The organism is Aeromonas sp. s11 (assembly GCF_040907945.1).
GTDB classification, from domain to species: Bacteria; Pseudomonadota; Gammaproteobacteria; order Enterobacterales; family Aeromonadaceae; genus Aeromonas; species Aeromonas veronii.
Map to the genome: position 1 here is coordinate 47,350 of NZ_JBFOCU010000051.1, position 23,982 is coordinate 71,331.

24 protein-coding genes are annotated in these 23,982 nt (G+C 61.5%); 13 read left to right on the top strand and 11 right to left on the bottom strand.

The annotated features are described in order from the left end of the window. The first annotated feature begins 88 nt into the window (after window positions 1-88). Both AB5Y84_RS13850 and AB5Y84_RS13855 read left to right on the top strand, forming a co-directional pair. Window positions 89-475: a multidrug efflux SMR transporter gene (locus AB5Y84_RS13850; protein ID WP_368177181.1), complete on the top strand. Its 387-nt coding sequence runs from the start codon at window positions 89-91 to the stop codon at window positions 473-475. Then, complete coding sequence (locus AB5Y84_RS13855; RefSeq protein ID WP_005335659.1) at window positions 472-792, top strand: SMR family transporter; 321 nt, start codon at window positions 472-474, stop codon at window positions 790-792. Before AB5Y84_RS13850 ends, AB5Y84_RS13855 begins: the two co-directional genes overlap by 4 nt. A 78-nt stretch (window positions 793-870) precedes the next feature. Here AB5Y84_RS13855 and AB5Y84_RS13860 read toward each other — a convergent pair whose 3' ends face one another. The 3 genes from AB5Y84_RS13860 to hrpB all read right to left on the bottom strand — a co-directional run bounded on the left by AB5Y84_RS13860 (window position 871) and on the right by hrpB (window position 6,170). Continuing rightward, the gene (locus AB5Y84_RS13860) at window positions 871-1,272 is read right to left on the bottom strand and encodes a VOC family protein (RefSeq protein ID WP_005362902.1); all 402 of its coding nucleotides are present in this window, start codon (window positions 1,270-1,272) and stop codon (window positions 871-873) included. A gap of 58 nt (window positions 1,273-1,330) precedes the next feature. Further along, window positions 1,331-3,649, bottom strand: a complete 2,319-nt coding sequence (gene mrcB, locus AB5Y84_RS13865) for a penicillin-binding protein 1B (protein WP_368177182.1) — start codon at window positions 3,647-3,649, stop codon at window positions 1,331-1,333. Between the two features lie 73 nt (window positions 3,650-3,722). Further along, window positions 3,723-6,170 carry an ATP-dependent helicase HrpB gene (hrpB, locus tag AB5Y84_RS13870; protein WP_368177183.1) on the bottom strand — a complete coding sequence of 816 codons (2,448 nt, stop codon included), beginning with the start codon at window positions 6,168-6,170 and terminating at the stop codon, window positions 3,723-3,725. A gap of 178 nt (window positions 6,171-6,348) precedes the next feature. Here hrpB and thpR point away from each other — a divergent pair, with 178 nt between their 5' ends. The 9 genes from thpR to AB5Y84_RS13915 all read left to right on the top strand — a co-directional run bounded on the left by thpR (window position 6,349) and on the right by AB5Y84_RS13915 (window position 14,635). Next, window positions 6,349-6,891, top strand: coding sequence for an RNA 2',3'-cyclic phosphodiesterase (gene thpR / locus AB5Y84_RS13875; protein WP_368177184.1), 543 nt, complete (start codon window positions 6,349-6,351; stop codon window positions 6,889-6,891). After that, window positions 6,888-7,631, top strand: a complete 744-nt coding sequence (gene sfsA, locus AB5Y84_RS13880) for a DNA/RNA nuclease SfsA (RefSeq protein ID WP_368177185.1) — start codon at window positions 6,888-6,890, stop codon at window positions 7,629-7,631. Before thpR ends, sfsA begins: the two co-directional genes overlap by 4 nt. A 119-nt stretch (window positions 7,632-7,750) precedes the next feature. Then, on the top strand, window positions 7,751-8,200 hold the full coding sequence (dksA, locus tag AB5Y84_RS13885) for an RNA polymerase-binding protein DksA (protein ID WP_005335644.1): 450 nt from the start codon (window positions 7,751-7,753) through the stop codon (window positions 8,198-8,200). A gap of 111 nt (window positions 8,201-8,311) precedes the next feature. Further along, window positions 8,312-9,220 (top strand): tRNA glutamyl-Q(34) synthetase GluQRS, encoded by a 909-nt coding sequence (gene gluQRS / locus AB5Y84_RS13890; protein WP_257725352.1) that lies wholly within the window; start codon window positions 8,312-8,314, stop codon window positions 9,218-9,220. 168 nt (window positions 9,221-9,388) lie between these two features. Continuing rightward, on the top strand, window positions 9,389-10,855 hold the full coding sequence (gene pcnB / locus AB5Y84_RS13895; RefSeq protein ID WP_005335642.1) for a polynucleotide adenylyltransferase PcnB: 1,467 nt from the start codon (window positions 9,389-9,391) through the stop codon (window positions 10,853-10,855). A gap of 11 nt (window positions 10,856-10,866) precedes the next feature. Further along, on the top strand, window positions 10,867-11,376 hold the full coding sequence (gene folK / locus AB5Y84_RS13900; RefSeq protein WP_257725372.1) for a 2-amino-4-hydroxy-6-hydroxymethyldihydropteridine diphosphokinase: 510 nt from the start codon (window positions 10,867-10,869) through the stop codon (window positions 11,374-11,376). Next, window positions 11,373-12,167 carry a 3-methyl-2-oxobutanoate hydroxymethyltransferase gene (gene panB, locus AB5Y84_RS13905; protein WP_257725353.1) on the top strand — a complete coding sequence of 265 codons (795 nt, stop codon included), beginning with the start codon at window positions 11,373-11,375 and terminating at the stop codon, window positions 12,165-12,167. The genes folK and panB overlap by 4 nt, the downstream gene beginning before the upstream one ends. 104 nt (window positions 12,168-12,271) lie before the next feature. Beyond that, window positions 12,272-13,126, top strand: coding sequence for a pantoate--beta-alanine ligase (panC, locus tag AB5Y84_RS13910; RefSeq protein ID WP_159164280.1), 855 nt, complete (start codon window positions 12,272-12,274; stop codon window positions 13,124-13,126). Window positions 13,127-13,270: 144 nt separating this feature from the next. Further along, the gene (locus AB5Y84_RS13915) at window positions 13,271-14,635 is read left to right on the top strand and encodes a cation:dicarboxylase symporter family transporter (protein WP_368177186.1); all 1,365 of its coding nucleotides are present in this window, start codon (window positions 13,271-13,273) and stop codon (window positions 14,633-14,635) included. A gap of 83 nt (window positions 14,636-14,718) precedes the next feature. Here AB5Y84_RS13915 and AB5Y84_RS13920 read toward each other — a convergent pair whose 3' ends face one another. The 3 genes from AB5Y84_RS13920 to AB5Y84_RS13930 form a co-directional block, all read right to left on the bottom strand. Beyond that, window positions 14,719-15,246 carry a rhodanese-like domain-containing protein gene (locus AB5Y84_RS13920; protein ID WP_042063117.1) on the bottom strand — a complete coding sequence of 176 codons (528 nt, stop codon included), beginning with the start codon at window positions 15,244-15,246 and terminating at the stop codon, window positions 14,719-14,721. 4 nt (window positions 15,247-15,250) lie between these two features. Continuing rightward, window positions 15,251-15,670: a MauE/DoxX family redox-associated membrane protein gene (locus AB5Y84_RS13925; RefSeq protein ID WP_257725356.1), complete on the bottom strand. Its 420-nt coding sequence runs from the start codon at window positions 15,668-15,670 to the stop codon at window positions 15,251-15,253. A gap of 119 nt (window positions 15,671-15,789) precedes the next feature. Then, window positions 15,790-16,197, bottom strand: coding sequence for a hypothetical protein (locus AB5Y84_RS13930; protein WP_257725357.1), 408 nt, complete (start codon window positions 16,195-16,197; stop codon window positions 15,790-15,792). A 245-nt stretch (window positions 16,198-16,442) separates the two neighbouring features. On the opposite strand from AB5Y84_RS13930, the gene AB5Y84_RS13935 reads away from it, so the two are divergent. Beyond that, window positions 16,443-18,545, top strand: a complete 2,103-nt coding sequence (locus AB5Y84_RS13935; protein WP_368177187.1) for a hypothetical protein — start codon at window positions 16,443-16,445, stop codon at window positions 18,543-18,545. Between the two features lie 59 nt (window positions 18,546-18,604). Here the strand turns inward: AB5Y84_RS13935 and AB5Y84_RS13940 are convergent, their stop codons facing one another. The 3 genes from AB5Y84_RS13940 to hpt all read right to left on the bottom strand — a co-directional run bounded on the left by AB5Y84_RS13940 (window position 18,605) and on the right by hpt (window position 20,934). Next, the gene (locus tag AB5Y84_RS13940; protein WP_124928571.1) at window positions 18,605-19,378 is read right to left on the bottom strand and encodes an ABC transporter permease; all 774 of its coding nucleotides are present in this window, start codon (window positions 19,376-19,378) and stop codon (window positions 18,605-18,607) included. Further along, window positions 19,375-20,292 (bottom strand): ABC transporter ATP-binding protein, encoded by a 918-nt coding sequence (locus AB5Y84_RS13945; protein WP_005354634.1) that lies wholly within the window; start codon window positions 20,290-20,292, stop codon window positions 19,375-19,377. Before AB5Y84_RS13945 ends, AB5Y84_RS13940 begins: the two co-directional genes overlap by 4 nt. A 111-nt stretch (window positions 20,293-20,403) precedes the next feature. Then, a complete protein-coding gene (gene hpt / locus AB5Y84_RS13950; protein WP_257725359.1) occupies window positions 20,404-20,934 on the bottom strand; it encodes a hypoxanthine phosphoribosyltransferase in 531 nt (176 codons plus the stop codon). A 201-nt stretch (window positions 20,935-21,135) separates the two neighbouring features. Between hpt and AB5Y84_RS13955 the strand changes: the two genes are divergently transcribed. After that, window positions 21,136-21,750, top strand: coding sequence for a TetR/AcrR family transcriptional regulator (locus tag AB5Y84_RS13955; protein WP_042052376.1), 615 nt, complete (start codon window positions 21,136-21,138; stop codon window positions 21,748-21,750). Window positions 21,751-21,822: 72 nt separating this feature from the next. On the opposite strand, the gene AB5Y84_RS13960 is transcribed toward AB5Y84_RS13955, so the two are convergent. Together AB5Y84_RS13960 and mpl are read right to left on the bottom strand one after the other, a co-directional pair. After that, window positions 21,823-22,434 carry a flavin prenyltransferase UbiX gene (locus tag AB5Y84_RS13960; RefSeq protein WP_064341713.1) on the bottom strand — a complete coding sequence of 204 codons (612 nt, stop codon included), beginning with the start codon at window positions 22,432-22,434 and terminating at the stop codon, window positions 21,823-21,825. Beyond that, window positions 22,431-23,801, bottom strand: a complete 1,371-nt coding sequence (mpl, locus tag AB5Y84_RS13965; RefSeq protein ID WP_257725360.1) for a UDP-N-acetylmuramate:L-alanyl-gamma-D-glutamyl-meso-diaminopimelate ligase — start codon at window positions 23,799-23,801, stop codon at window positions 22,431-22,433. Before mpl ends, AB5Y84_RS13960 begins: the two co-directional genes overlap by 4 nt. Window positions 23,802-23,982: the final 181 nt, after the last annotated feature.

Consider the following 23,982-nt stretch of genomic DNA (forward strand, 5'->3'; position numbering starts at 1 on the left):
GCGTCGGAATAATCGACGCTGAGCGATTGTCGCGAGTTGCTTCTCCCCGTTTACCATCTCTCCCGTCGAAGCAACAAAGGCATCTTATATGTTATTAAGTCGTATGTTTCTGGCCCGGCTGTTTTTGACCGGCTCCATCGTGACCGAGGTCGCCGGTACCTCCAGCATGGCCATGATCCCCGAGCAGGGAGCTGGCTGGATGAATTACATCCCGATGTGGCTGTTGATCGGCTTCTCGTACTGGTTGCTGGCGAAAGCCGCCAAAACAATCTCCATTGGTATTGCGTTTGCGCTCTGGGAGGGGCTCGGGATCACCCTGATCACCATAGTGTCGGTCATGTTCCTTGGTTACGATGTGACCGTTCAGGAGCTGATTGGCCTGGCTCTCGCGATAGTGGGGATTGTTATGGTGACCATGGGGGAGACCCATGATGAGCCTGCAGACAAGTCAGTAGAAGCGGAGGCCACTGCATGAGTCCGTTTGTGATTGTACTGGGCGCCGCACTGATCGATATCGGCGCCAACATGGCCATCAACCGCTCCAAGGGGTTTCGTTACAAGGGGTGGGGATTCCTGGGGATCATGCTGGTACTCGGCGCCTTTACCCTGCTCTCGGAAGCGGTAAGTGGCGGCCAGATTGACCTGGCTGTTGCCTACGCCACCTGGGGGGCTATCGGCATCGTCGGTACGGCGCTGGGCGGTTTGCTCTTCTTCGGTGAGCGGCTCAAGCCCATCGGCTGGGCTGGCATGATGGTGATGGCGCTGGCTGTCGTTATGCTGACTACCGCCTGATAACCTGAAGCAATAAGAAAAGCCGCCCGGTTGCAACCGGGCGGCTTTTGTTTGGCTGATTGCTTGGTCGATGCAGGCTCAGCGCGGCGCTTCGTAGAGCTCCAGCGGCAGGCCGTCGGGGTCGGCGAAGAAGGTAAAGCGCTTGCCGGTCAGCTCGTCCACCCGTACCGGCTCTACCTCGACCCGATGGGCCAGCAGATGGGCGATGACCCGGTCAAGATCGCTGACCCGAAAGGCAAGATGGCGCAGGCCGCACGCCTCGGGGCGGGAGGGGCGCTCGGGAGGCGAGGGGAAGCTGAACAGCTCCAGCTGGCTGCCGTCCGGCAGGGCCAGATCCAGTTTCCATGACTGGCGCGCTTCGCGCAGGGTCTCGGCGATGATGGGCAGCCCCAGTACCTCGTGGTAGAAGTGGCGCGAGCGTGGGTAATCGCTGGCGATGATGGCCACATGGTGGATGGCGTCAAACAACGGAAAGGTCATGGTGTTTCCTTGTCAGCAGCATAGTGAACGGGCAGCCTGCGCTGCCCGTGTCGTTGATCTAGTTGAAGAAACCGCCGAACCAGTCATCCAGTGCACTGCGCGGCGACGCACTGCTGGCGCAACCGGCCGGGGAGCCCATGGTGGATGCCTTGGCCGGCACCTGCAGGCTGCCTGGGCAGTCGCTGGCGACGCGGGTGCCGCTGGCGCGGGAGAAGTTGGCCCAGGTGACCCCTTCCGGCATCTTCAGTCCCAGACTGTTGACGCCGCGCTGGCTCATGTAGCCGCTAAAGAGCTGCAGGGCACCGCTGGCACCGGTCAAACCTGCCGGGGTGTTGTCGTCGCGACCGACCCAGATACTGACCAGCTCGTTGTTGTCCATCCCGGCAAACCAGGAGTCGCGCAGCTCGTTGGTGGTGCCTGTCTTGGCCGCCATGGTGGCGCCCTGGAACTTGGCACTGAGGGCGCGGGCCGTGCCCTGACTCACCGTCTTGGTCATGGCGAACAGGGTCAGCCAGCTTGCTTGCTGGTCGGTGACCCGCTTGGCGGTTTGATCATGCTGATAGAGCAGGCTGCCATCTCCGTTCACCACGGCGCGAATGGCCGACAGCGGCTGGGTCAGCCCCTGATTGGCGATGGGCAGATACATCTGGTTCACCTCCAGCGGGGAGAGGGCGACCGCCCCCAGCACCAGCGACGGATAGGGCTGGATCTCCTGCTGGACTCCCAGCTTGTGTAGGGTATCGACCACTTTCTCCAGCCCCACCTGCAGACCCAGATTGACGGTCGGCACGTTGAGGGAGCTGGCCAGCGCATCCATCAGCGGTACGCTCTGGCGGAACTTGCGATCGTAGTTTTGCGGCGTCCAGACCTGACCATCCTGACCGCGAATACGGATCGGCTGATCTTTGAGCGGGGTCGCCAGGGTCAGGCCGTTGGAGAGACCGGTCAGGTAGACCGCCGGTTTCACCAGCGAGCCGATCTGGCGGCGGGCATCCAGCGCCCGGTTGAACCCGGCGTAGCGGGGATCGCGGCCCCCCACCAGCGCGACCACTTCGCCCTTGTGCCAGTCGGAGACCACCATGGCCGCCTCCAGCTTCTTTTTGCCGCGCAGTTTCTCGATATCGGCGAGGCCCGATTCGACCGCGCGCTCGGCCGCATGCTGGGCGATGGGGTCGAGGCTGGTGAAGATCTTGAGGCCAGACTGCTTGAGCAGATCGGCGCCGAAGCGGCTCTGGATCTCTCGCTTGAGCAGTCCCATAAAGGCCGGGGTGCGGCCATAGCTCATCTGGCCGCGGGCGATGATGCCGAGGGGCTGGCGGCTGGCCAGTTCATACTCGGCCTGGGTCAGGCTGCCGTGATCCATCAGCAGCTTCAGCACCAGATCACGGCGGGTCTTGGCCCGCTCCGGGAAGCGCCATGGGTCGTAATAGGAGGGGCCTTTCACCAGACCGACCAGCAGGGCGACCTGATCGATATCCAGCTCGTTGACCGGAATGCCGAAGTAGAAGTAGGAGGCGAGGCCGAAGCCGTAGACCCCTTGCGAGAAGTTCTGCCCCAGATAGACCTCGTTGAGGTAGGACTCCAGGATCTCGTCCTTGCTGTAGCGATAGTCGATCAGCACCGCCATATAGGCTTCCTGCAGTTTTCGCCACAGGCTGCGCTCACGGGTCAGGAAGAAGTTTTTGGCCAGCTGCTGGGTCAGGGTACTGCCCCCCTGCACGGTACGGCCCGCGATCAGGTTGGCGAACATGGCGCGCATGATGGCCACTGGCGAGACGCCGCCATGCTGGTAGAAGTCGCGATCCTCGGTGGTGAGCAGGGTCACCAGCAGGCTGTCGGGTACTTCGGCGATACGCACCAGCAGGCGATCTTCCCGATCTTCGGTATTGAGGCGATCGAGCAGCACCGGGTCCATCTGGGCGTAACCGAGCTGGCGCTGGTTCTCCAGCGACTGGATCCCCTCAAGGCGCGGGCCGTTGAAGGTGAGGCGCAGGCCGCGGGCTCCATCGGCGCCGTCATAGAACTCGAACGGACGGCGAATCAGCTCGATGCGGTTGCCGTTGATGGTGTATTCACCCGGCGTGTGAGGCTGGCGCACCTGCTTGTAGCTCAGCATGTTGAGCTCGCGCAGCATCTGGTCCCGCGACAGGCGCTGGCTGGGGTAGAGCTCCAGCGGGCGGCTGTAGACCATCACCGGCAGCTGCCACTTCTCGCCATCGAAGCGCTCGCGCACCTTGGTATCGAGGTAGATGCCAAACACCACCATAAAGGCCGCTACCACCAGGGAGAGCTTGAAGCCAAGCCAGAACAGCTTGCGCCAGATGGTGCGTTTGGGCGCTGCCTTCTTGGGGGCACGCTTGCGTCGTTGGGTTGCCATAAATCCTCTTTGCTTTCCTTTCTACTTGTTATGTCGCATTCGCGAACGTCCGAGCGGGATTAACCCGTCGAACCTAGATGCCCATCTTCTTCTTGGTGACCCTGGTCGGCATCGCTTCCAGCGGGTTATCCGGCCAGTAGTGGCGGGGATAGCGCCCCTTCATCTCTTTCTTCACCTGCTCGTAAGAGCCAGCCCAGAAGGCGGCCAGATCGGCGGTGATCTGCAGCGGTCGCTGGGCGGGGGAGAGCAGCTCCATCACCAGCGGTACCCGGCCATCGGCCACACAGGGGGTCGAACCTTGCCCGAACATCTCCTGAATACGTACCGGGATTACCGGTGCCTGCCCCGGCTGATAGCGGATCCGCACCCGGCTGCCGGTGGGCGCCGCAAAGTGGCTCGGCAGCGCCTCGTCCAGCCGTTTGGGCAACGGCCAGGGCAGGGATTGGCGCAGGATGTCGCCGAGGTTGAGCTTTTTCAACTGCTCCAGCCGGGTCATGCCGCTCACCGCTGGCAGCAGCCACTGTTCTAGGTCGGCCAGCAGGCTGTCGTCATCCATGGCTGGCCACTCCTCATCAGGCAGCCACTCACGGGCGCAGCGCAGACGGGCCAGCAGCCCTTCGCTGCTCTCGTCCCACGGCAGCACATGCAGCCCCTTGCGGCGGATGCCCTGCAGCAGGCAGCGCCCCTTCTGTTCATCCGAAAGGTCCGTCAGCGGTCGCTGGTTCAGCACCAGCTCGCCGATCACCTGCTGGCGCTCGGCGCGAACCCGCTCTTCCCGCTCATCCCAGTCGAACCACTGCCGTTCGCTTACCAGTTCCGGCAGCAGGCGTACCAGCTCGTCCAGATCGACCGGTTCGGCGATAAAGATGCGGCTGCCGCGATCGTTCTGCCCCATCTCGATGGCGATAAGGGCAGCTTGCCCCTGACAGGGATGACCTTCTACCAGATCGCAGCTCACCCCACCACTGAGTTGATAGCGACTGCCGCTACGCAGTTTGCCGATGCGATCCGGCCAGGCGAGGGCACAGAGCAGCCCCAGCCACTGGCCCTGTGCATTGGCAGGGCGGGCGCCAAGCCGTTCAAACCAGCGGGCAGCGTTCTGGCGCAGGGCGTTTTGACGGCGGTGGAACAGCACAGAGAGGCGCTCCGATCCTCGCAGATCTTCTTCCTGCAACGCCACCAGATAAGCGGCATCGGCGACAATCCCTGTCAGACCCTCTGACTCCAGCTCGCGGGCGCGCAGCAGCATGCGGGCGAGACGAGGGTGGGTACCGAAGGCGGCCATGGCACGACCAGCGGGAGTGAGTTGTTGCTCACCCTCCGGCTTCATGGCGCCAAGAGCCACCAGCAGCCGCTGGGCGCTGACCACCGCAGCGGCTGGAGGCATATCGAGAAGCGGCAGATCTTCCACCTTTGCCCCCCACTGGGCGGCGTCCAGCAACAGGCTGGTCAACTCCTGAGTGAGAATGTCTGGCGGGCTCTGCTCGGCGAGCCGCTCCTGCACTTCGTTGCTCCAGAGCCGGTAGCAGACACCGGGGCCGAGACGGCCAGCGCGGCCTGCCCGCTGGGTGGCGGAGGATTTGGCTATCTGGCGTGTCTCCAGTCGGGTGACGCCGCTTTTCAGATCAAAGGAAGCCCGTCGTTCCAGCCCGCTATCGATAACGACAGAGACCCCTTCGATGGTGAGGGAGGTCTCCGCCACATTGGTGGTGAGCACCAGCTTACGGCGGCCGGCAGGCGCCGGTTCGATGGCTGCCTGCTGGGCCGCCATGTCGAGACGGCCGTAGAGGGGGGCGAGGATCACGTCGTCCGGCAGTTTGTCTGCCAACCATTGCGCCAGCCGCTCGATCTCACCCTGCCCGGGCAGAAAGACCAGCAGGCTGCCGCGGTGGGCGGCCAGCGCTTCGAGTACCACGGCGCCGACCTGCGGTTCCAGCCACTGCTGGCGATTGGCGGGGCGGTAGTGATAGTCGATGGGAAAACCACGCCCCTCGGAGCGAACCACAGGGGCATCCGGCAACAAGGTCTCGAGTGCCATGCCATCCAGGGTTGCGGACATCACCAGTAGCTTGAGGTCATCGCGTAATCCCTGCTGGCTCTCGATGGCGAAGGCCAGCGCGGTATCGGCGTGCAGACTGCGTTCATGGAACTCATCGAAGATGACCAGCGAGACGCCAGTCAGCTCGGGATCCTGCTGCAACATCCGGGTCAGCACCCCTTCGGTGACGATCTCGAGCCGGGTCGCTGAGCTGGTGCGGCTCTCGCCACGCACCCGCAGGCCGATGCGCTCGCCCACCTTCTCCCCCAGCTGGCGCGCTAGAAAGCTGGCGATATTGCGCGCCGCGAGGCGCCTTGGCTCCAGCATGATGATGCGGCCGGGCAGCCGGTTCTGACGCACCAGCTCCAGCGGCAGCAGGGTCGATTTGCCCGCGCCGGGTGGCGCCTGCAGGATCACGCTGCTGTGGCTGTCGAGGGCGGCAAAGAGTTCGGGCAATACCGAAACGATGGGGAGCTGGGACAAAGCGATGAGCACCTTCTGTGGCAACCGGTAAAACGGCGCCTATTCTGCCACAGCCACCCGCGCTACCGTGAATGGATGTGCGGATATGGCCACTCTGGCGGGAGGCTGGCGAGACATGGCCGGATGGCTGCCATAGAATGGGCTCATCCAATGAGCGTGAAAAAGGCATTATCACCACATGGCCAAACTCTTCTTTGCCCTGCCCGTCAAGGAGCTCGCCCCCGAGCTCATCGCCTGGCGCGATCAGCTGCCCTGGCCCGGTCAGCCGGTGCCGCAAGCCAACCTCCACCTGACCCTCGCCTTTCTGGGGGAGGCTGACGAGTTGACCACCCGCCGCCTGATCGCCGCCGTGGAGCGTCAGCACTGTCCGCCGCTCTCCATCAGGCTGGATGAGACCGGCTGGTTCAGCCGGGCCAAGGCCGCCTGGATTGGCCCGAAAGAGTGGCCCAACGAGCTGACCGTGCTGGCAAAGGCGCTGCGCCGCCACGGCGAGAAGTTGCGCCTTGGCAATGGCGAGCAGGGTTATCGCCCCCACGTCACCCTGTCGCGCAAGGCGGTCGAGGCCCCTGCCATCCTGCCTGCCCCAAATTTTCTGCTGCAGGCCGATGAGTTCTGCCTCTATCAATCCATCTCGACCTCGGACGGGGTGCGCTACGAGCCGCTCGCCTGCTGGCCGCTGCGCGCCCGGGTAAAAGAAGATGCGCGGAGGGCTAACCCGTGATCTTTGATCCCCCCCTGCAATCGGGCCAGCTGGTGGCCCGCTACAAGCGCTTTCTGACCGATGTGCAACTCGATAACGGCGAGGTCATCACTATCCACTGCGCCAATACCGGTGCCATGACCGGCTGTGCCGATCCGGGCACCCGGGTCTGGTACTCCACCTCCGATAACCCCAAGCGCAAGCTGCCCAACAGCTGGGAGATCGCCGAGAGCCCGGCGGGCCACTTTATCTGCGTCAACACGGCGCGCGCCAACCAGATTGCCCGGGAGCTGATCGAGCAGGAGGCCATCGCTCCGCTGGCGGGTTACAGCCGATTGCGCACCGAGGTGAAGTATGGCGAAGAGAACAGTCGCATCGATCTGTTGCTGGAAGATGACGAGAAGGGCAATTGTTACATCGAGGTAAAATCGGTCACCCTGCTCGACGAACGTGAAGATCCGGGTATGGGCTACTTCCCCGATGCGGTCACCGCCCGTGGTGCCAAGCATTTGCGCGAGTTGATGGCGATGAAAGCGGCGGGCCACAGGGCCGTGCTGCTCTTTATGGTGTTGCACTCCGGAATAAGCCGGATGCGCCCTGCAACCCATATAGATCCGCACTATAGTCTGCTAATTGAGCAGGCAATCGCGGCGGGGGTTGAAATTTTATGCTATCGGCCCCATGTTGGGGTGCAAGGCATGGTGGCTCAAGGGTTTATCCCGTTTGAATCTGGTCACCTGTTACCCGATGGGAGTGCATAAATATTGGAGTGGGTAACATTATTGGTACGGCTCGTTTGCTTACCCGTTACCCTTCTGCTATAGATGTCGCCCTCAATTTATGGATGGCACGGGTAGCGTGCTGAATTAGGAGACAGGGCATGCCAACAGGCGAAAACAGGAAATCTCTGGGCCCCCTGGCCATTGCGGGTGTCGCGCCTTACCAGGAAAAGCCGGGTGAGGAGTACATGAATGACCAACAAAAGGCGCATTTTCGCAAGATCCTGGGTGCCTGGCGCAACCAACTGATGCAGGAAGTTGATCGTACCGTCGACCATATGAAAGACGAGGCTGCCAACTTCCCGGATCCCGTGGATCGTGCCGCGCAAGAAGAAGAGTTCGCTCTTGAACTGCGTACCCGCGACCGTGAACGCAAGCTGATCAAGAAGATCGAGAAGACCTTGCAACTGCTTGAAGACGATGATTTCGGTTACTGCGAACACTGCGGTATCGAGATCGGTATCCGTCGTCTGGAAGCCCGTCCGACTGCCGACCTCTGTGTCGATTGCAAGACGCTGGCCGAGATCAAGGAAAAACAGATGGCCGGTTGATCCCGACCCTCTGGTATATGAAAAAGGGAGCTCGCGGGCTCCCTTTTTTATTGAGCTTTTGGCGGTCGCGCCCCAGAATGCAGCCTCAATGAATCGCTTACCCGAATAGTCATGCCAGTGAATTCCCCGTCCTCACCCCTTGTGCGCCCCTATGTCGGCCGCTTTGCCCCCTCACCCTCAGGCCCGCTTCATTTCGGTTCGCTGATCGCCGCCCTCGGCAGCTTTTTGCAGGCCAGAGCGCAGCAGGGACGCTGGCTGGTGCGCATCGAAGATATCGATCCGCCGCGGGAGATGGCAGGGGCTGCGGCCCTGATCCTCAAGACTCTTGAGGCATATGGCCTCGAGTGGGATGGGGAGGTGATGTTCCAGAGTGCGCGCCACGGCCGTTATGACGAGATCATCGACCAGCTCTATCGGGCGGGGGACCTCTACTGGTGCCGCTGCACCCGGCGCGAAATCATGGCCGCAGGCGGTCTCTACAGCGGCCACTGCCGCACCCTCGGGTTTGCGGCCGAAGGTTGCGCCGCCCGGCTGCGCCAGCACCATCCGGTCTACCACTTCGACGATCGTTTGCAGGGCCATATCGCGGTCCCGGCGGCGCTCGCCGAGGAGGATTTCATTATCCGCCGCCGCGACGGGCTCTACGCCTACAACCTGGCGGTGGTGGTGGATGATATGGACAGCGGCATCACCGAGATAGTGCGCGGCGCCGATCTGCTCGAACCCACGGTGCGCCAGATTGCCCTCTACCAGACCCTGGGGGCACCGGTGCCCGACTGGGTGCACCTGCCGCTGGCGGTGCTGGCAGATGGCAACAAGCTCTCCAAGCAGAACCATGCGCCGGCCCTGGCGCTCGATGAGGTGCGCCCGGCCCTGTGGCAGGCGCTGGACTTCCTCGGCCAGTGCCCGCCGCCCGAGCTGATGGCAAGCCGGATCGACGAGATCATCGAGTGGGGTATCGCCAACTGGCAGCTCGAACGGGTGCCCGCTAGCGAGAAGATCCCGCTCGCGGATTGCTGAGTCGACCAGGTAATTTTTGTTTGATTGAGCGTAAATTGCCGCTGTTGATTGTGATTTTATCGGGATGATCCGTTTCAAACGGGATCAATTGTCAGCACGGTTTTTCATTTGGTTAGGCGTGAGCTATCATAGGCCGCTATTTTTTGGCCTCCCGTCAATTTAGAAGTCATGAAGAGGTGTACCATTTTTTCCCAGATCGCAAACTTTTGCCGCAAGGTGCTCGGCAAGGAAGACGGCGAGCAGTCGGTGGAATCCCCCATTCCAGCCCGTGTCGCCGGTCAACGTCGTACCTTAAGCCGTGATCAGCACCCTATTTCGCGCAAAGAGATCAGCGAGAATGCACTCAAGGTGCTCTATCGCCTGAACAAAGGGGGCTATGAGGCCTACCTGGTCGGCGGCGGAGTCCGGGATCTGCTGCTCGGGAAGACGCCCAAGGATTTCGACATCGCAACCGATGCGACGCCGGAGCAGATCAAGGCGCTGTTCAGCAACTGCCGCCTGATTGGCCGTCGTTTCCGCCTGGCCCACATTGTCTTTGGTCGTGACGTGATCGAAGTGGCCACCTTCCGGGGTCACCACCATCAGGTCAATACCAGCAAACATGTGTCGGCCCAGTCTGATGAAGGCATGCTGCTGCGCGACAACGTCTACGGCACCATCGAAGAGGATGCCGAGCGCCGCGACTTTACCGTCAACGCCCTCTACTACAGCGCCAAAGATTTCACCCTGCACGATTTCGAGGGGGGTCTGGAAGATCTGGCCGAGCGCAAGCTTGAGCTGATCGGCGATCCCGAGACCCGTTATCGTGAAGATCCGGTGCGGATGCTGCGCGCCGTGCGCTTTGCCGCCAAGCTGGATATGACCATCAGCCCGCGTACCGCCGCCCCCATCAAGGAGCTGGCGCCACTGCTGCAAGACATCCCTGCTGCCCGCCTGTTTGAGGAGACCCTCAAGCTGTTCCTGGCTGGCGACGGTCTGGCGACCTACAAACTGCTGCGCGAGTATGGCCTGTTCCAGCAGCTCTTCCCGCAAGTGGCTGCGCTGTTTACCCCGCACGGCAACTCGCCCTACGAGCAGTTTATCGAGCAGGCGCTGATCGATACCGACACCCGCGTCCGCGAAGATAAGCGCGTCACCCCCGCCTTCCTCTACGCCACCCTGCTGTGGGGCTGCGTCGAGGCCCGTGGTCGGGTGCTGGAGAACGAGAGCGGCCTGCCCTGGTATGACGCCTTCATGCTGGCGATCAACGAGGTGCTGGACAATCAGGTGCGGATCATCGCCGTTCCCCGCCGTTTCACCACAGATGTCCGCGACATCTGGGCACTGCAACAGCGGCTGACCCGTCGTCAGGGCAAGCACCCCGAGCGCGCCATGGAGCATCCCAAGTTCCGCGCGGCGTTCGACTTCCTGTTGCTGCGCAACCGGGTTGAGCGCGGTCTCGGCGAGCTGGCCAGCTGGTGGGAGCGCTATGTCGCCTCCAATCCTGATGTGCGCCCGCAACTGCAGCGTGAAGCGACCCGTCGCCCGGCCAGCGGTGAGCGCGGCGAGGCTCGCAGCCACGATGGCGAGAAGCGCAGCAGCAACAGTCGCAACCGTCGTCGCCCCCGTCGCCGCAAACCGAAAGTGGCCGAGTGACAACAAACGTGATGACCGAGGTCTTCATCGCCATTGGTTCCAACCTGTCTGATCCGCTGGGTCAGGCTCGTCGCGCCGTTGCCGCGTTGGCAAGGTTGCCGGAATCTCTGCTGGTGGAGGCCTCGTCGTTTTACAGCAGCCGCCCCATGGGGCCTGCTGACCAGCCGGACTACGTCAATGCCGTGGCCCGGCTCAATACCCGGCTCGCGCCCCTTGCGCTGCTGGATCAATTACAAAAAATCGAGCTGGAACAGGGACGTGTGCGCAAAGAGGAGCGGTGGGGACCCAGAACCCTGGATCTCGATCTGCTGCTCTATGGGGATCAGGTGATCAACCATGAGCGCCTGATCGTACCCCACTACGGCATGAAGGCGCGGGAGTTCGTGCTGCTGCCCCTTGCCGAAATTGCGCCTGCTCTGGTGCTGCCCTGCGGCACCCCGCTCGCCCTACTGGTTGCCCGCTGCCCGCACAATGATTTGGCCATCATTGCGCCGAGTGCAGACGTACAGGAGCCTCTATGAGCAAGATCACCACCGCCAGCCTGCAGAAGATGAAGCAGGACGGTCAAAAGTTCACCGCCATCACCGCCTATGATGCCACTTTTGCCAAGCTGTTCGACGACGAGGGGGCCCATGTGCTGCTCATCGGCGATTCGCTGGGCATGGTGCTGCAAGGGGGGCAGGATACCCTGGCGGTCAACATGGATGAGATGGTCTATCACACCCGCTGTGTGGCGCGTGGTGCCAGCAAGGCACTGGTGGTCGCCGACATGCCGTTCATGAGTTACGCAACCCCCGAGCAGACTTACCAAAACGCCGCCCGCCTGATGGCGGCCGGTGCCCGCATGGTGAAGATGGAAGGGGGCGACTGGCTGTGTGACTCCATCCGCCACCTCACCCGCAACGGGGTGCCGGTGTGCGGTCACCTCGGTCTCACTCCGCAATCCGTTCATGTCTTTGGCGGCTTCAAGGTGCAGGGGCGCGATGAGTTTCAGGCGCAGGAGATCTATCGTCAGGCCCTCGAACTGCAAGCGGCCGGTATCCAGCTGCTGGTGCTCGAGTGTGTGCCCACTGCGCTGGCCGAGCGGATCACCAAGGCGCTGCGCATCCCGGTGATCGGCATTGGTGCCGGCCCCGCGACCGATGGTCAAATTCTGGTGATGCACGACGCCTTTGGCATCACCTCCGGCTATGTGCCCAAGTTCACCAAGAACTTCCTGGCCGAGACCGGCGATGTGCGTGCCGCCATCCGCCTCTATGTCCAGCAGGTGAGCGAGGGGAGCTTCCCCGGCCCGGAGCACTGCTTCAACTGATGTGATGCCCTATCGATGAGAGCGGGGGCCAGTGCCCCCGTTTCGTCATCCTGTCAGGCTGATGTAACCCGTATCTTTTTGATTCATCTGAAGGTGAACTGCCGATGTTGGTTGTTAACAATCCTGCCGCTCTGCGTGAGCAGATCTCTCAATGGCGCCGTGAAGGGCGTGCCATCGCATTCGTGCCCACCATGGGTAACCTGCATCAGGGCCACCTGACGCTGGTGAAAGAGGCGCACAGCCACGCCGAGAAGGTGGTGGTCAGCATCTTCGTCAACCCGATGCAGTTCGACAAGGCCGAGGATCTTGCCAACTATCCGCGCACTCTGGAGCAGGATTGCGCTGCGCTGGAAGCGGCCGGTGTCGATATGGTGTTCACCCCGACCCCGGAGATCATGTATCCGCAGGGGCTGGCCAGCCAGACCTTCGTCGAGGTGCCGGGTCTATCCAATCTGCTGGAGGGGGCGCTGCGCCCGGGTCACTTCCGTGGTGTCAGTACCGTCGTCACCAAGCTGTTCAATCTGGTACAGCCGGATGTGGCCTGCTTTGGCCAGAAGGATTACCAGCAGTTGGCGCTTATTCGAAAGATGGTGGCCGACATGGCGATGCCCATCGAGATCGTCGGCGTGCCCACAGTGCGGGCCGAAGACGGGCTGGCGCTCTCTTCGCGTAACGGCTACCTGACAGCTGCCGAGCGGGCCATTGCCCCCGAGCTGGCGCGCACCATGAACTGGATCGCCGAGCAGATTGAAGCGGGTGACCATCACCTGCCGTCGCTGGTGGCGCAGGCAAGCCAGCGCCTCGACAATGCCGGTTTTCGTACCGATGCCATCGACATCGTCGATGCCGCCACCCTCGAATCTGCCACTGACGAGAGCGCGCAGCTGGTGATCCTGATGGCTGCCTATCTGGGCAAGGCCCGCCTTATCGACAACCGCGTCGTCACCGTAAAGAAGTAATTCCCCCGATTGTCAGCGGACGCCTTCCCGGGCGTCCGCTGCTTTTTCACGCCTGCCATTTGGCGTTTTCCCTCGCGACTCTGCTCGCACCCGCTGTTTTCTCTCTCCACAATCGGCCCTGATGGCCGCTACAGGTGTTTATTTATGTTTACCTTGTTTGCTTCGTTGCTCTTCTGTCTGCTCTGTTTTGCCCTGACCCGGCTGCCCGCTTCGGTGCCGCTCTCGCGCAAGGTGCTTGCGGGTCTGCTGCTCGGTGCCCTGTTCGGGCTGGCTCTGCAACTGGGCTGGGGTGCCGATGATGTCGGCGTCCAGCAGACCCTGGAGTGGGTCAATATCATCGGCGGCGGCTATGTCAGCCTGCTCAAGGTGGTGATGATGCCGCTGGTGTTCACCTCCATCCTCTCCGCCATCAACAAGCTGGAGCAGGCCCAGTCCCTCGGCAAGATCAGCGCCGTGCTAATCGGCTCCATGCTGGCCCTGGTGATGATCGCCGGTGTGGTGGGGATGACGGTGACCCATCTGAGTGGTCTCACTGCCGAGGGGCTGCTGAGCCACGGCAGCGATAGCGCTGCGCTGCAACAGAGCATGAGCACCATCGACAGTGCCCAGACCCTGCCGGCCCTGCTGCTCTCGCTGGTGCCCACCAACTTTGCCGCCGATATGGCGGGTAGCCGCGGTCTCTCGGTGATCGGGGTGGTGATCTTCACCGTGCTGGCCGGGGTTGCCCTGCTGCAGTTGAAGGCGGAGCATCCAGAGGCCGGTGCTCGCGCCGCTGTGGCCATCGACACCCTGCAACTGTGGGTGATGAAGATGGCGCGGGTGGTGATTGCGCTCACCCCCTATGGCGTGATGGCGCTGATCGCCCGGGTGGTGGCTCACTATCCCCTGAGCGAGATCCTCAGCCTGCTCGGTTTTATTCTGGTCTGCTACGTCGCCATTCTGGCGATGTTTGCGGTGCACATGGTGATCCTGTTGCTGATCGGCCAGAACCCGCTGCACTATCTTCGGGAAGTGTGGGGCGTGCTCACCTTCGCCTTTATCTCCCGCAGCAGCGCCGCCTCCATTCCGCTCAGCATCGAGACCCAGCAGCGCCTTGGTGTGCCCGCCAGCATCGCCAACTTTGCCGCCTCGTTCGGTGCCAACCTCGGCCAGAACGGCTGCGCCGGTATCTATCCGGCCATGATGGTGGCGATGATTGCCCCCATACTCGGCATCAACCCGTTTGATCCCCTGTTCCTGCTGACTCTGTTGCCGGTGATTGCGCTGGGCTCCATCGGGGTGGCCGGCGTCGGCGGTGGCGGCACCTTCGCCGCGCTGATCGTGCTCTCCACCCTCAACTTCCCCATCGCGCTGGTGGGGGTGATGATCGCCATCGAGCCACTGGTGGATATGGGCCGCACAGCTCTCAACGTCAACGGCTCCATCATGGCGGCGATGATCACCAAGCGGTTGCTGGGCAAGCAGCAGCTGGCCAACGTGGAGACGGTGCAGACGCAGGCCGCCAGTTAACTCCAAGTGTTGCCCAATATGAAAGAAGCCCGCAGTTGCGGGCTTCTTTCATATCGGCTGTGTTGCCTTGTGGGCAGACGCGGTTACTCGGCAGAGACGGGGTAACCGGCTCCTTTCCAGGCGAAGATGCCGCCCGGCACCCGATAGACTTGCTGATAGCCCTGAGTCACCGCCCAGGCGGCTGCGTTGTGGCTGCGGCCGCACTTGACGAAGCCGCAGTAGATCACCACCGGGCGGGATTTGTCTTCACCCAGCAGCGCCTGGAACTGCTCCGCCGTGCCGCTCCCCTCGACGATTTCGCTCCAGTTGTCGCCGGACTTGGCCTCCTTCACGAAGACAAAGTTCTTGGCGCCCGGGATGTGCTCTTTCTTGTAGGAGTCCTCATAGGGCATGGTGTCGATGATCACCAGCTCCTCGCCCTTGTCCATCCGGGTCTTCAGCTCGGCCACGGTCAGCAGCTGATAGCCCCCCTGCTGCGTCTCTTGCGCCAGCTGCACCGCCGACTGCTCCAGCTTCACCTCCTGCTCGAACTGGTTGTCGCCACAGCCACCGAGGGCAAAGCTGGCGGCGATCAGCGAGGCCAGCAGGGTGCGGGATCGCAATGTCATCATGTCACTACTCCTTTAGAACGGGAAAAACGGGGCGGGAAGTTCGCAGCAGGGCGCCCGCAAGCGTCAGTAGCAGCAGATCCCGCACAATGGCCTCCGGCAACGAGCTGAGGTCAGCCCTGCCTAGACAGCCGCAAGAGATGTCGAGCCCGATGGCAACGCCATAGCCCAACACCGGAATAAACAGGGCGAGCAGCCCGATCACCAGCCAGAGTCCCCAGCGCCGGTTGGCGATGACTGCAAGCCCGGCGCAGAGCTCAAGGGCAATCAGCCCCCAGGCGGCGAACGGGATCAGCGGTGGCCAGATCAGCCCGAAGGCCGCGATCTGTTCGACAAACAGGGCGGGGGATGTCAGCTTGAACCCGGCGGAGGCTAGGAAGAAGCCACCCAGCGCCAGCCTGGCCAGCATGCGCAACAACACAGGCATGTTCTACCTCTTTATAGAGAGGGATAAATTCTAACAACTCCCGATTGAGCCGCAATGACTAAACCCATGCCGGACAAGATAAATCTCGATTTTGCGGGGTAGTGACCAGAATAAGTGCGCTAGACCCTGATGGTGGCGGTTGTGGAGGCGGGTTGTTGTGGTTGTGTCGCTTGCTCCCGGTCGTGCTGGTGGGTCAGCAGTTCGGCAGCCAGCTCGATGGCCCGTTCGAGCAGTACCAACAAGCTGTCGACCGTCAGGTGATCGAGCCACTCGCGGGCCCAGATCAGGGTCTCTCCCTGTTCGGTCTGATCCAGCAGAAACACCGGCTCGTCGCCAAGGTGGTTGAGCAAGGGCGTGTTGGGCATGGCGTGGTCCGGCAGCAGCAGATAGATCACCAGATGGCCCTCATCCTCTGCCAGCGTCAGCACTAGTTCGTCGTTGATGGTCAGGGTGGTGGCTGTCTGTCCGGCCACCGGAAGCGGAAGTCCAAGTTGTGTGTACAGGGCGGTGATGAGAGCGTGATACATGGCCAAACCTCGGGCAGGGGGAGAGTGACACCCTATGCGGCTGATCGGTGGCTGCTTATCACTTGTCGTCATTTTTTTAGCGTTTTTGGTCGGAGGGGCGGGTGATTGTGCCGAAATTGTGAGCTGACAGACATCTTTTACGGGTCAGTCCGAATCCTAAAAAAGCGGGACCGTCGCTGACAGGGTGACAAGGGGGGGCGGCGTACGCTGAGGATCTTCTCTCTCATCAACGCAGGTTTCTTGCCATGAAAATTGCCTCCCCGGATATCGATGTAAGCCGTCATCAGCAGACAAGCTCTGATGCTACACCTCCTGCTACTGCTCGCCTTGGCAACGCCAGACTACGGCTGCTGGATGTCGGTAGCCGGGAGTTCGATAGGGGGATCCGCCGTGGTATTGGCCATCGGCAGAGCCCGGAACTCAAGGCGGTCAAGCAGGCCGTGCGGCACTACCAGGCCCAGTCAATGCCTTCATTGGCCGGGTTGGCGAAGATCGAACAGGCGCTGCAGTTCTGGATCGACTCGGGCAAGAACCGCTCCCGTCAGCAGGATCCCGTGTTGCAAAAACTGGTCGATGACATCGCTGTCCGCCGTCAGGCGTTGGCGCAGGGTGGCAAGCCTCCCTCATTTCAGCTGGCGTGGGTTTGCAACGAGCAGGGGAGAGTCAATCAGCCTATCGAGAGTAACCAGCAGATCCGCCAGTGGTGCAGCGAGTTGGCTCGCCTGCAACAGGAGGGGGCCAACGACCTGTTCAAGCGGGAGCTGCAAGGGGGGCTCGATCTGATGTTCGGGGTGAGTGAGGGGATGATGGCGCGACGGCTGGAGCGGGTGCCGACCCGTGAAGAGGTCGCAGCAAGCCACGAGTGGCAGCTGTTTTGCGGGACCTTGCGTCAGGCTCTGCCTGCACTGGGTGAGCTCAAGCCGCAAGCCACTGCCGAGGAGAATGGTCGCGATATCCTGCTGACCCACAGTCAGTTGCTGGAGCTGGGCCACCTCAAGGAGGTTCTGGATCTCAGCATTCAGCAGCAGGTGAGCAAGCAGGGGGAGATTGGCCTGCTCAGGACCGAGCTGCTGACCGCGCTGGTGGATGGACTGGATGAGCCCTGGCTTGAGCGCGAGGCGCAGGAGAAGGCGCTCTGGCAGGGAGAGGGCGCATCAGGCAAGCACTATCAGAGTGCTGTCCGGGCCGAGCTCAAGAGCCCTCTCTCTGCGGCCAGCAAGGAGCTGAAACCGGGCGAGCCCGTGAGCCAGAAGGCCTTTGGCGGACTCGGGCTGGTCAGTGCCAGTGCGCTGGTGGAGGCTTTCGCCAAGATCGAGATTGGCAAGTGGGAGGGGCGTCGCGACACGCCGGTAGGAGAGTTTGCTGGCAAGGTGGCCCTGACTCAGGAGAACAAGGCGAGTGCCAAGGCCGAGCTGGTGATTGGCAAGGCGGAAGGCTCATTGGTGTTCAATCCCGTGAACAAGATCGTCAATGATACCGACGGATCGCGCTACACCCCGGGGCCCCATGACCTTAGTCTGCTGCGCATCGGGGTCAGTGCCGAGCTGGTGAGCAGGCTGGGGCTATCGGTGGAGGGGAGCTGGACTATCGGCAATCTGCTTAACGCCAAGCTGGCAGGCTCTGCCGAGGTGGTCGCCAATGCCAAGCTGGAGGCCGGTGCTGCGGCTATCATGACGCCCAATGGGCCAGTGGTCAGCGTGACGGCCAACGCCTCGGCCTTTGCTGGTATGAAAGCAGAGGGGAGTGCCCAGCTAAACCTGCTCAAGAGTCAGTATGCGGATGCCTATAGCCTTTCGGCCAAAGTACGCGCCTCCGCCAATCTGGGGGTAGGTGCATCGGCCGGTGCCACCGCGGCTTTCGGGCCGGAGGGAGCCAAGTTTCATACTACTCTTGGCGTGACGCTGGGGGTGGGGTCAGATGTCGGTTGGGAGGGCGGAGTCAACGCCATGGCAACCAAGGCGTATGCACTGGAGCTGGCCGCTCGTGCGGTAAGCAACTTTGATCAGCGCAAAGGGGAGCAGCTAGATGGACTGGCGATGGCGGCAGGGAATGAGAACCGTCTCTTCGAATTGGCCCAGCGGGTCGATAACCGGATTGTCACTCTCGCCACCCAGTTGGAGGAACTGCAGCTGGCGGCCAGCGAGAACCGGATCCGGATGCAGGAGAGCCTGATCGATCCCGAGCTCGCTGCTGGTCGAACCGCCATGGCGCAGGCAATCGACGATGCCTTCGGTCAGGTGCGGGTCGATGAGCTGGGGGGCGTCACGGTTCCCGAACGGGCCGCCGAGCGCAACGAGAAGCTTGAGCTCACCGCCCGGCTGCTAAAGGAGCACGCCATCCGGGTCTAGGTCATCCCGAGGTGGGCCGGACAATGAAAACGGGCACCGCGAGGTGCCCGTTTTGGCAATCAGTGGCGCAGGCCGGTGCCGCGGGAGATGAGCCACCAGGCGATACCGTAGAGGGCCACGATAAAGCCGATGATGATGAGGTAGGCGGTGCCGAGCGGCACGTCGGAGATACCGAGGAAGCCGTAACGGAACGCGTTCACCATGTAGATGATGGGGTTCACCTGGGAGACGCCCTGCCAGAAGGGGGGCAGCAGGCTGATGGAGTAGAACACCCCGCCCAGATAGGTGAGGGGGGTCAGCACGAAGGTGGGGATGATGCTGATGTCGTCGAAGGTCTTGGCAAACACCGCATTGATGAGCCCCCCCAGCGAGAAGAGGATCGCGGTGAGCAGCACGGTCACGCAGACGCTGAACAGATGGTGGATCTGCAGCGGCACGAAGAACAGCGACACCAGGGTGACGATGAGGCCTACACAGAGGCCGCGTGCCACGCCTCCGCCCACGTAACCGGCGATGATGACGTAGTTGGGCACCGGCGCGACCAGCATCTCCTCGATATTGCGCTGGAACTTGGCGCTGAAGAAGGAGGAGGCAACGTTGGAGTAGGAGTTGGTGATCACCGACATCATGATGAGGCCGGGCACGATGAACTCCATGTAGCTGAAGCCACCCATGTCACCGATGCGCGAACCGATCAGGTTGCCGAAGATGACGAAGTAGAGGCTCATGGTGATGGCCGGTGGCACCAGGGTCTGGATCCAGATCCGGGTAAAGCGGCTCACCTCCTTGGCCAGAATGCTCTTGAAGGCGATGTAATAGATGGCCAGATTCATGCTTTTCTCCCCTCTTCGACCAGATTGACGAACAGCTCTTCCAGCCGGTTGGCTTTGTTTCGCATGCTCACGACCTGCACCTGCTGGTTCGACAACTGCTCGAACAGGCTGTTGAGTGACTGGCTCTTGTCGAGATCCACCTCAAGGGTGCGCTCATCCGGCATACGGCCGTTGAACTCTGGCACCTCGGGTACGGCAGAACCTGGCGCAAGGTCGAGCAGGAAGGTCTCGCGACCCAGCTTGCCCAGCAGATTCTTCATGCTGGTGTTCTCGATCAGACGACCCTTGTCGATGATGCCGATGTTGCGGCAGAGCATCTCGGCCTCTTCCAGATAGTGGGTGGTGAGGATGATGGTGACGCCCTGCTCGTTGAGATCCTTGAGGAAGGTCCACATGGAGCGGCGGATCTCGATATCGACCCCGGCGGTCGGTTCATCGAGGATCAGTAGCTTGGGTTCGTGCATCAGGGCGCGGGCGATCATCAGACGGCGCTTCATGCCGCCGGAGAGGGTGCGGGCAGGCATGTCGCGCTTCTCCCACAGATCGAGCTGGCGCAGGTACTTCTCGGCGCGGATCTTGGCTTCTGCCTTGGGTACGCCGTAGAAACCGGCCTGATGGGTGACAATCTGGATCACCTTCTCGAACTGGCTGAAGTTGAACTCCTGCGGCACCAGTCCGAGCTGGGCCTTGGCCTGTTCCAGATCGCTGTCGATGTCGTAGCCAAACACCTTCACCTTGCCGGCGCTCTTGTTCACCAGCGAGCTGATGACGCCGATGGTGGTGGACTTGCCCGCGCCGTTCGGGCCGAGCAGGGCGAAGAAATCCCCCTGCCTGACGGTAAGATCGATGCCTTTAAGGGCTTCGACGCCCCCCTGATAGGTCTTTTTCAGGCCGCTGATTTCCAGTGCGTTCATTGCAACCTCTGTGATGGTTGAATCCGGCTCGATACAGAAAAGGCGGCCAAGGCCGCCTGCACAGAGTAAAGGGCGCAAGGCCGCTTCACCCGTGATATTCCTGAACCTGGCTTACTCCTGAGCTACCACTTTGCCGATAAACGGCAGGTTGCGGTACTTCTGGGCGTAGTCGATGCCACAGCCGACCACGAATTCGTCCGGAATGGCGAAGCCAATCCAGTCGACCGGCACCTGCACTTCGCGGCGGGAGGGTTTGTCCAGCAGGGTGCAGATGGCCAGGGATTTCGGCTCGCGCAGGGAGAGGATCTCGCGCACCTTGTTGAGGGTGTAACCGGTGTCGATGATGTCTTCCACGATCACCACATCCTTGCCCTTGATGTCGTCGTCCAGGTCTTTGAGGATGCGGACGTCACGGGTGCTGTGCATGCCGGAGCCGTAGCTGGAGGCGGTCATGAAGTCCAGGGTGATGGGCAGCTGGCACTGGCGGCAGAGGTCGGCCAGGAAGATGCAGGAACCGCGCAGCAGCGCAATCATCACGACTTCGTCAGAACCCTGATAGCGGGCGGTGATCTCTTCACCCAATTTGGCGATCCGGGCGGCTACTTCAGCCTCGGAGATCATCACCTCGACGGTGTGTTTCATCACTTACTCCCATAAGGCCAAAGGGGATTTGGCCGTTCATGAATATCAAAACCGATGATTCTACCACTCATGTTGAAGGGTGCTAGAGATACGTGGTGCTTTTATCGGCTTATTTTAATTGATAGAGTTAGCAGGCACTCAGGCATGATTAGTTAAAATACTATAAACACCATAATCAATAACTATTAGATGATAAAAACTATGGAACCACGCGCAGAAATAAGACGTCGTACCCGGCTGTCGCCGGAAGCTCGTCGCTCCCAATTGATGGAATGTGCCATCGAGGTGTTCTCCCGTCGCGGCATTGGCCGTGCAGGTCACGCCGAGATAGCCGAACAGGCCAAGGTCTCTGTGGCTACCGTCTTCAACTATTTCAACACCCGCGAGGAGTTGGTAGATGAGGTGCTGGCCGAGATCGAACGCTTTGTGAACCAGATGCTGTCGCAGGCATACGGTGACCAGGGCTCCATTTTCGACAAGATCCAGCGTCATGTACGCCTCTCTGTCGATGCCGCCTACGATCAACCGGATTATGCCGGTATCTGGCTGGAGTGGAGCTCATCGGTTCGGGAAGAGGTATGGCCCCGCTATACCCGGCTGCTCGATCACTGCCTTGAGCTGATCGCCAGCGAGCTGCAAACCGCCATGGATGCAGGGGAGATCACCAGCGTGCTGTCAGCACAGGATCTGGCCCGCTCTCTGACCGGTTTTGGCTATGTGATGATGCAGATGATCAATCAACCTCAGCGCCCGGTGCGCCAAGAGGTGACTGATTTCCTGTTCAAGTACGTGACGGCGCCAATTCAGGCTCGCTAACACGGCTTAACGAAAAAACGGCGTCACTCATTGAGTGGCGCCGTTTTTTTATGGCCGAATGTGGCAGTCACCTCAGTGGTGGCCATAGCCCCAGCGGTGGGTTAGCTCATGCTCGACACCCAGATGATCAAGGATACGGGCGACCATAAAGTCCACCAGATCGGCGATGCTTTTCGGCTCATGATAGAAACCGGGCGCAGCGGGCATGATGGTCACCCCGAGCCGTGCCAGTTTCAGCATGTTCTCCAGATGGATCGCCGAGAAGGGGGTTTCGCGGGGCACCAGGATCAGCTGGCCGCGCTCCTTGATAACCACGTCCGCTGCCCGTTCCAGCAGGTTGTCCGAGGTGCCGTTGGCAATGGCCGAGACGGTGCCCATTGAGCAGGGGCAGACCACCATCTGTTTGGGGGCGGCCGAACCGGAGGCCACCGGCGAGAACCACTCCTCCTTGCCGCAGGCCACGATCTGCCCATCGATGGCGCCATATTGGCGACAGAGATAAGCAGAGAGCTCTTTCGGCGAGCCGGGCCAATCCTGCTGCTGCTCGGTCTTGAGTACCACACGAGCTGCCGATGAGGCGAGCAGATAGACCCTATAGTCCGCCTGCACCAGACACTGGAGCAGGCGCAGGGCGTAGGGGGCGCCGGAGGCACCGGTCAGTGCCAGGGTGATCGCTTTGTTCATAGTTCGCCGTGGTAATCCTTGAGGCGGGCGATCAGCTTGTCATGAATACCGCCGAAGCCGCCGTTGCTCATGATCAGAATATGGTCGCCATCGCGGCTCTCGGCCACCAACCGGTTGATCAGGGTCTCCAGATCGTTGAATACCTTGGCGGGTCGGGTCATATGGGCCGTCACCTCGCCGAGATCCCAGCCGATGTTGGGGGGCTGGAAAAAGAACACCTCGTCGGCGCCATCGAAGCAGCCAGCCAGCTCCTCCTTGTGAACCCCCAGCTTCATGGTGTTGGAGCGAGGCTCCAGCACCGCCAGAATACGTGAGCTGCCTACCTTGGCGCGCAGGCCGCCGAGGGTGGTCTCGATGGCGGTGGGGTGGTGGGCGAAGTCGTCATAGACGCTGATGCCCGCCACTTCGCCCTTGAGCTCCATCCGCCGTTTGGGGGATTTGAACTGGCTGAGGGCGGCGATGCCATGCTCCACCATGACTCCGGCATGGCGAGCGGCGGCGATGGCCATCAGACCATTGTTGACGTTGTGCTCGCCGATGCACTCCCAGTGCACCTCACCCTGCTTTTCGCCATCCAGCCACACCTCGAAGGCGGAACCGTCATCGGCCAGCTTGACCGCCTTCCACTTGGCGTCATCCTGACCCACCAGCTCCACTTCGCTCCAGCAGCCCATCTTGCGTACGGCGGTGAGGTTGTCATCGGCTTGCGGGAACAGCACCCGGCCGTTGCTCGGCACGGTGCGCATCAGGTGGTGGAACTGGCGCTGGATCGCGGCGAGATCCGGGAAGATGTCCGCGTGGTCGAACTCCAGATTGTTCATCACCAGGGTGCGCGGGTGGTAGTGGACGAACTTGGAACGCTTGTCGAAGAAGGCGCAGTCATATTCGTCCGCTTCGATCACGAAGAAGGGGGCAGAGCCGAGACGGGCGGAGACTGGGAAGTTGCCCGGCACGCCGCCAATAAGGAAACCGGGTTCCAGCTTGGCGTACTCCAGCACCCAGGCCAGCATGCTGGCGGTGGTGGTCTTGCCGTGGGTGCCGGCAACGGCCAGTACCCAGCGATCCTGCAGCACATGCTCCAGCAGCCACTGGGGGCCGGAGATATAGGGCAGATTGCGGTCCAGCACATATTCAACACAGGGGTTGCCGCGGCTCATGGCGTTGCCGATCACCACCAGATCCGGCGCCGGATCGAGTTGGGAGGGGTCATAGCCTTCGGTCAGTTCGATGCCCTGTTGCTCGAGCTGGGTACTCATGGGGGGATAGACATTGGCATCCGAACCGGTCACCCGGTAACCAAGCTGTTTTGCCAACACCGCCAGACCACCCATAAAGGTGCCGCAGATCCCGAGAATGTGAATATGCATACCGCTTCCTTTCGCAGTAAAGGGAAGTGCGCATTCTAGGGGGTGTTGCGGTGGTGGCACAAGCCGCACTCATGGTGAGAGGCCCACAGATGCAGCACCGGAGGCAGAAATCTTGGCGCTGTTGGGATATGCGAGATTGGAATGGGCTGATGGGCTTTATTTGAGGCTTGATATTGTGTCG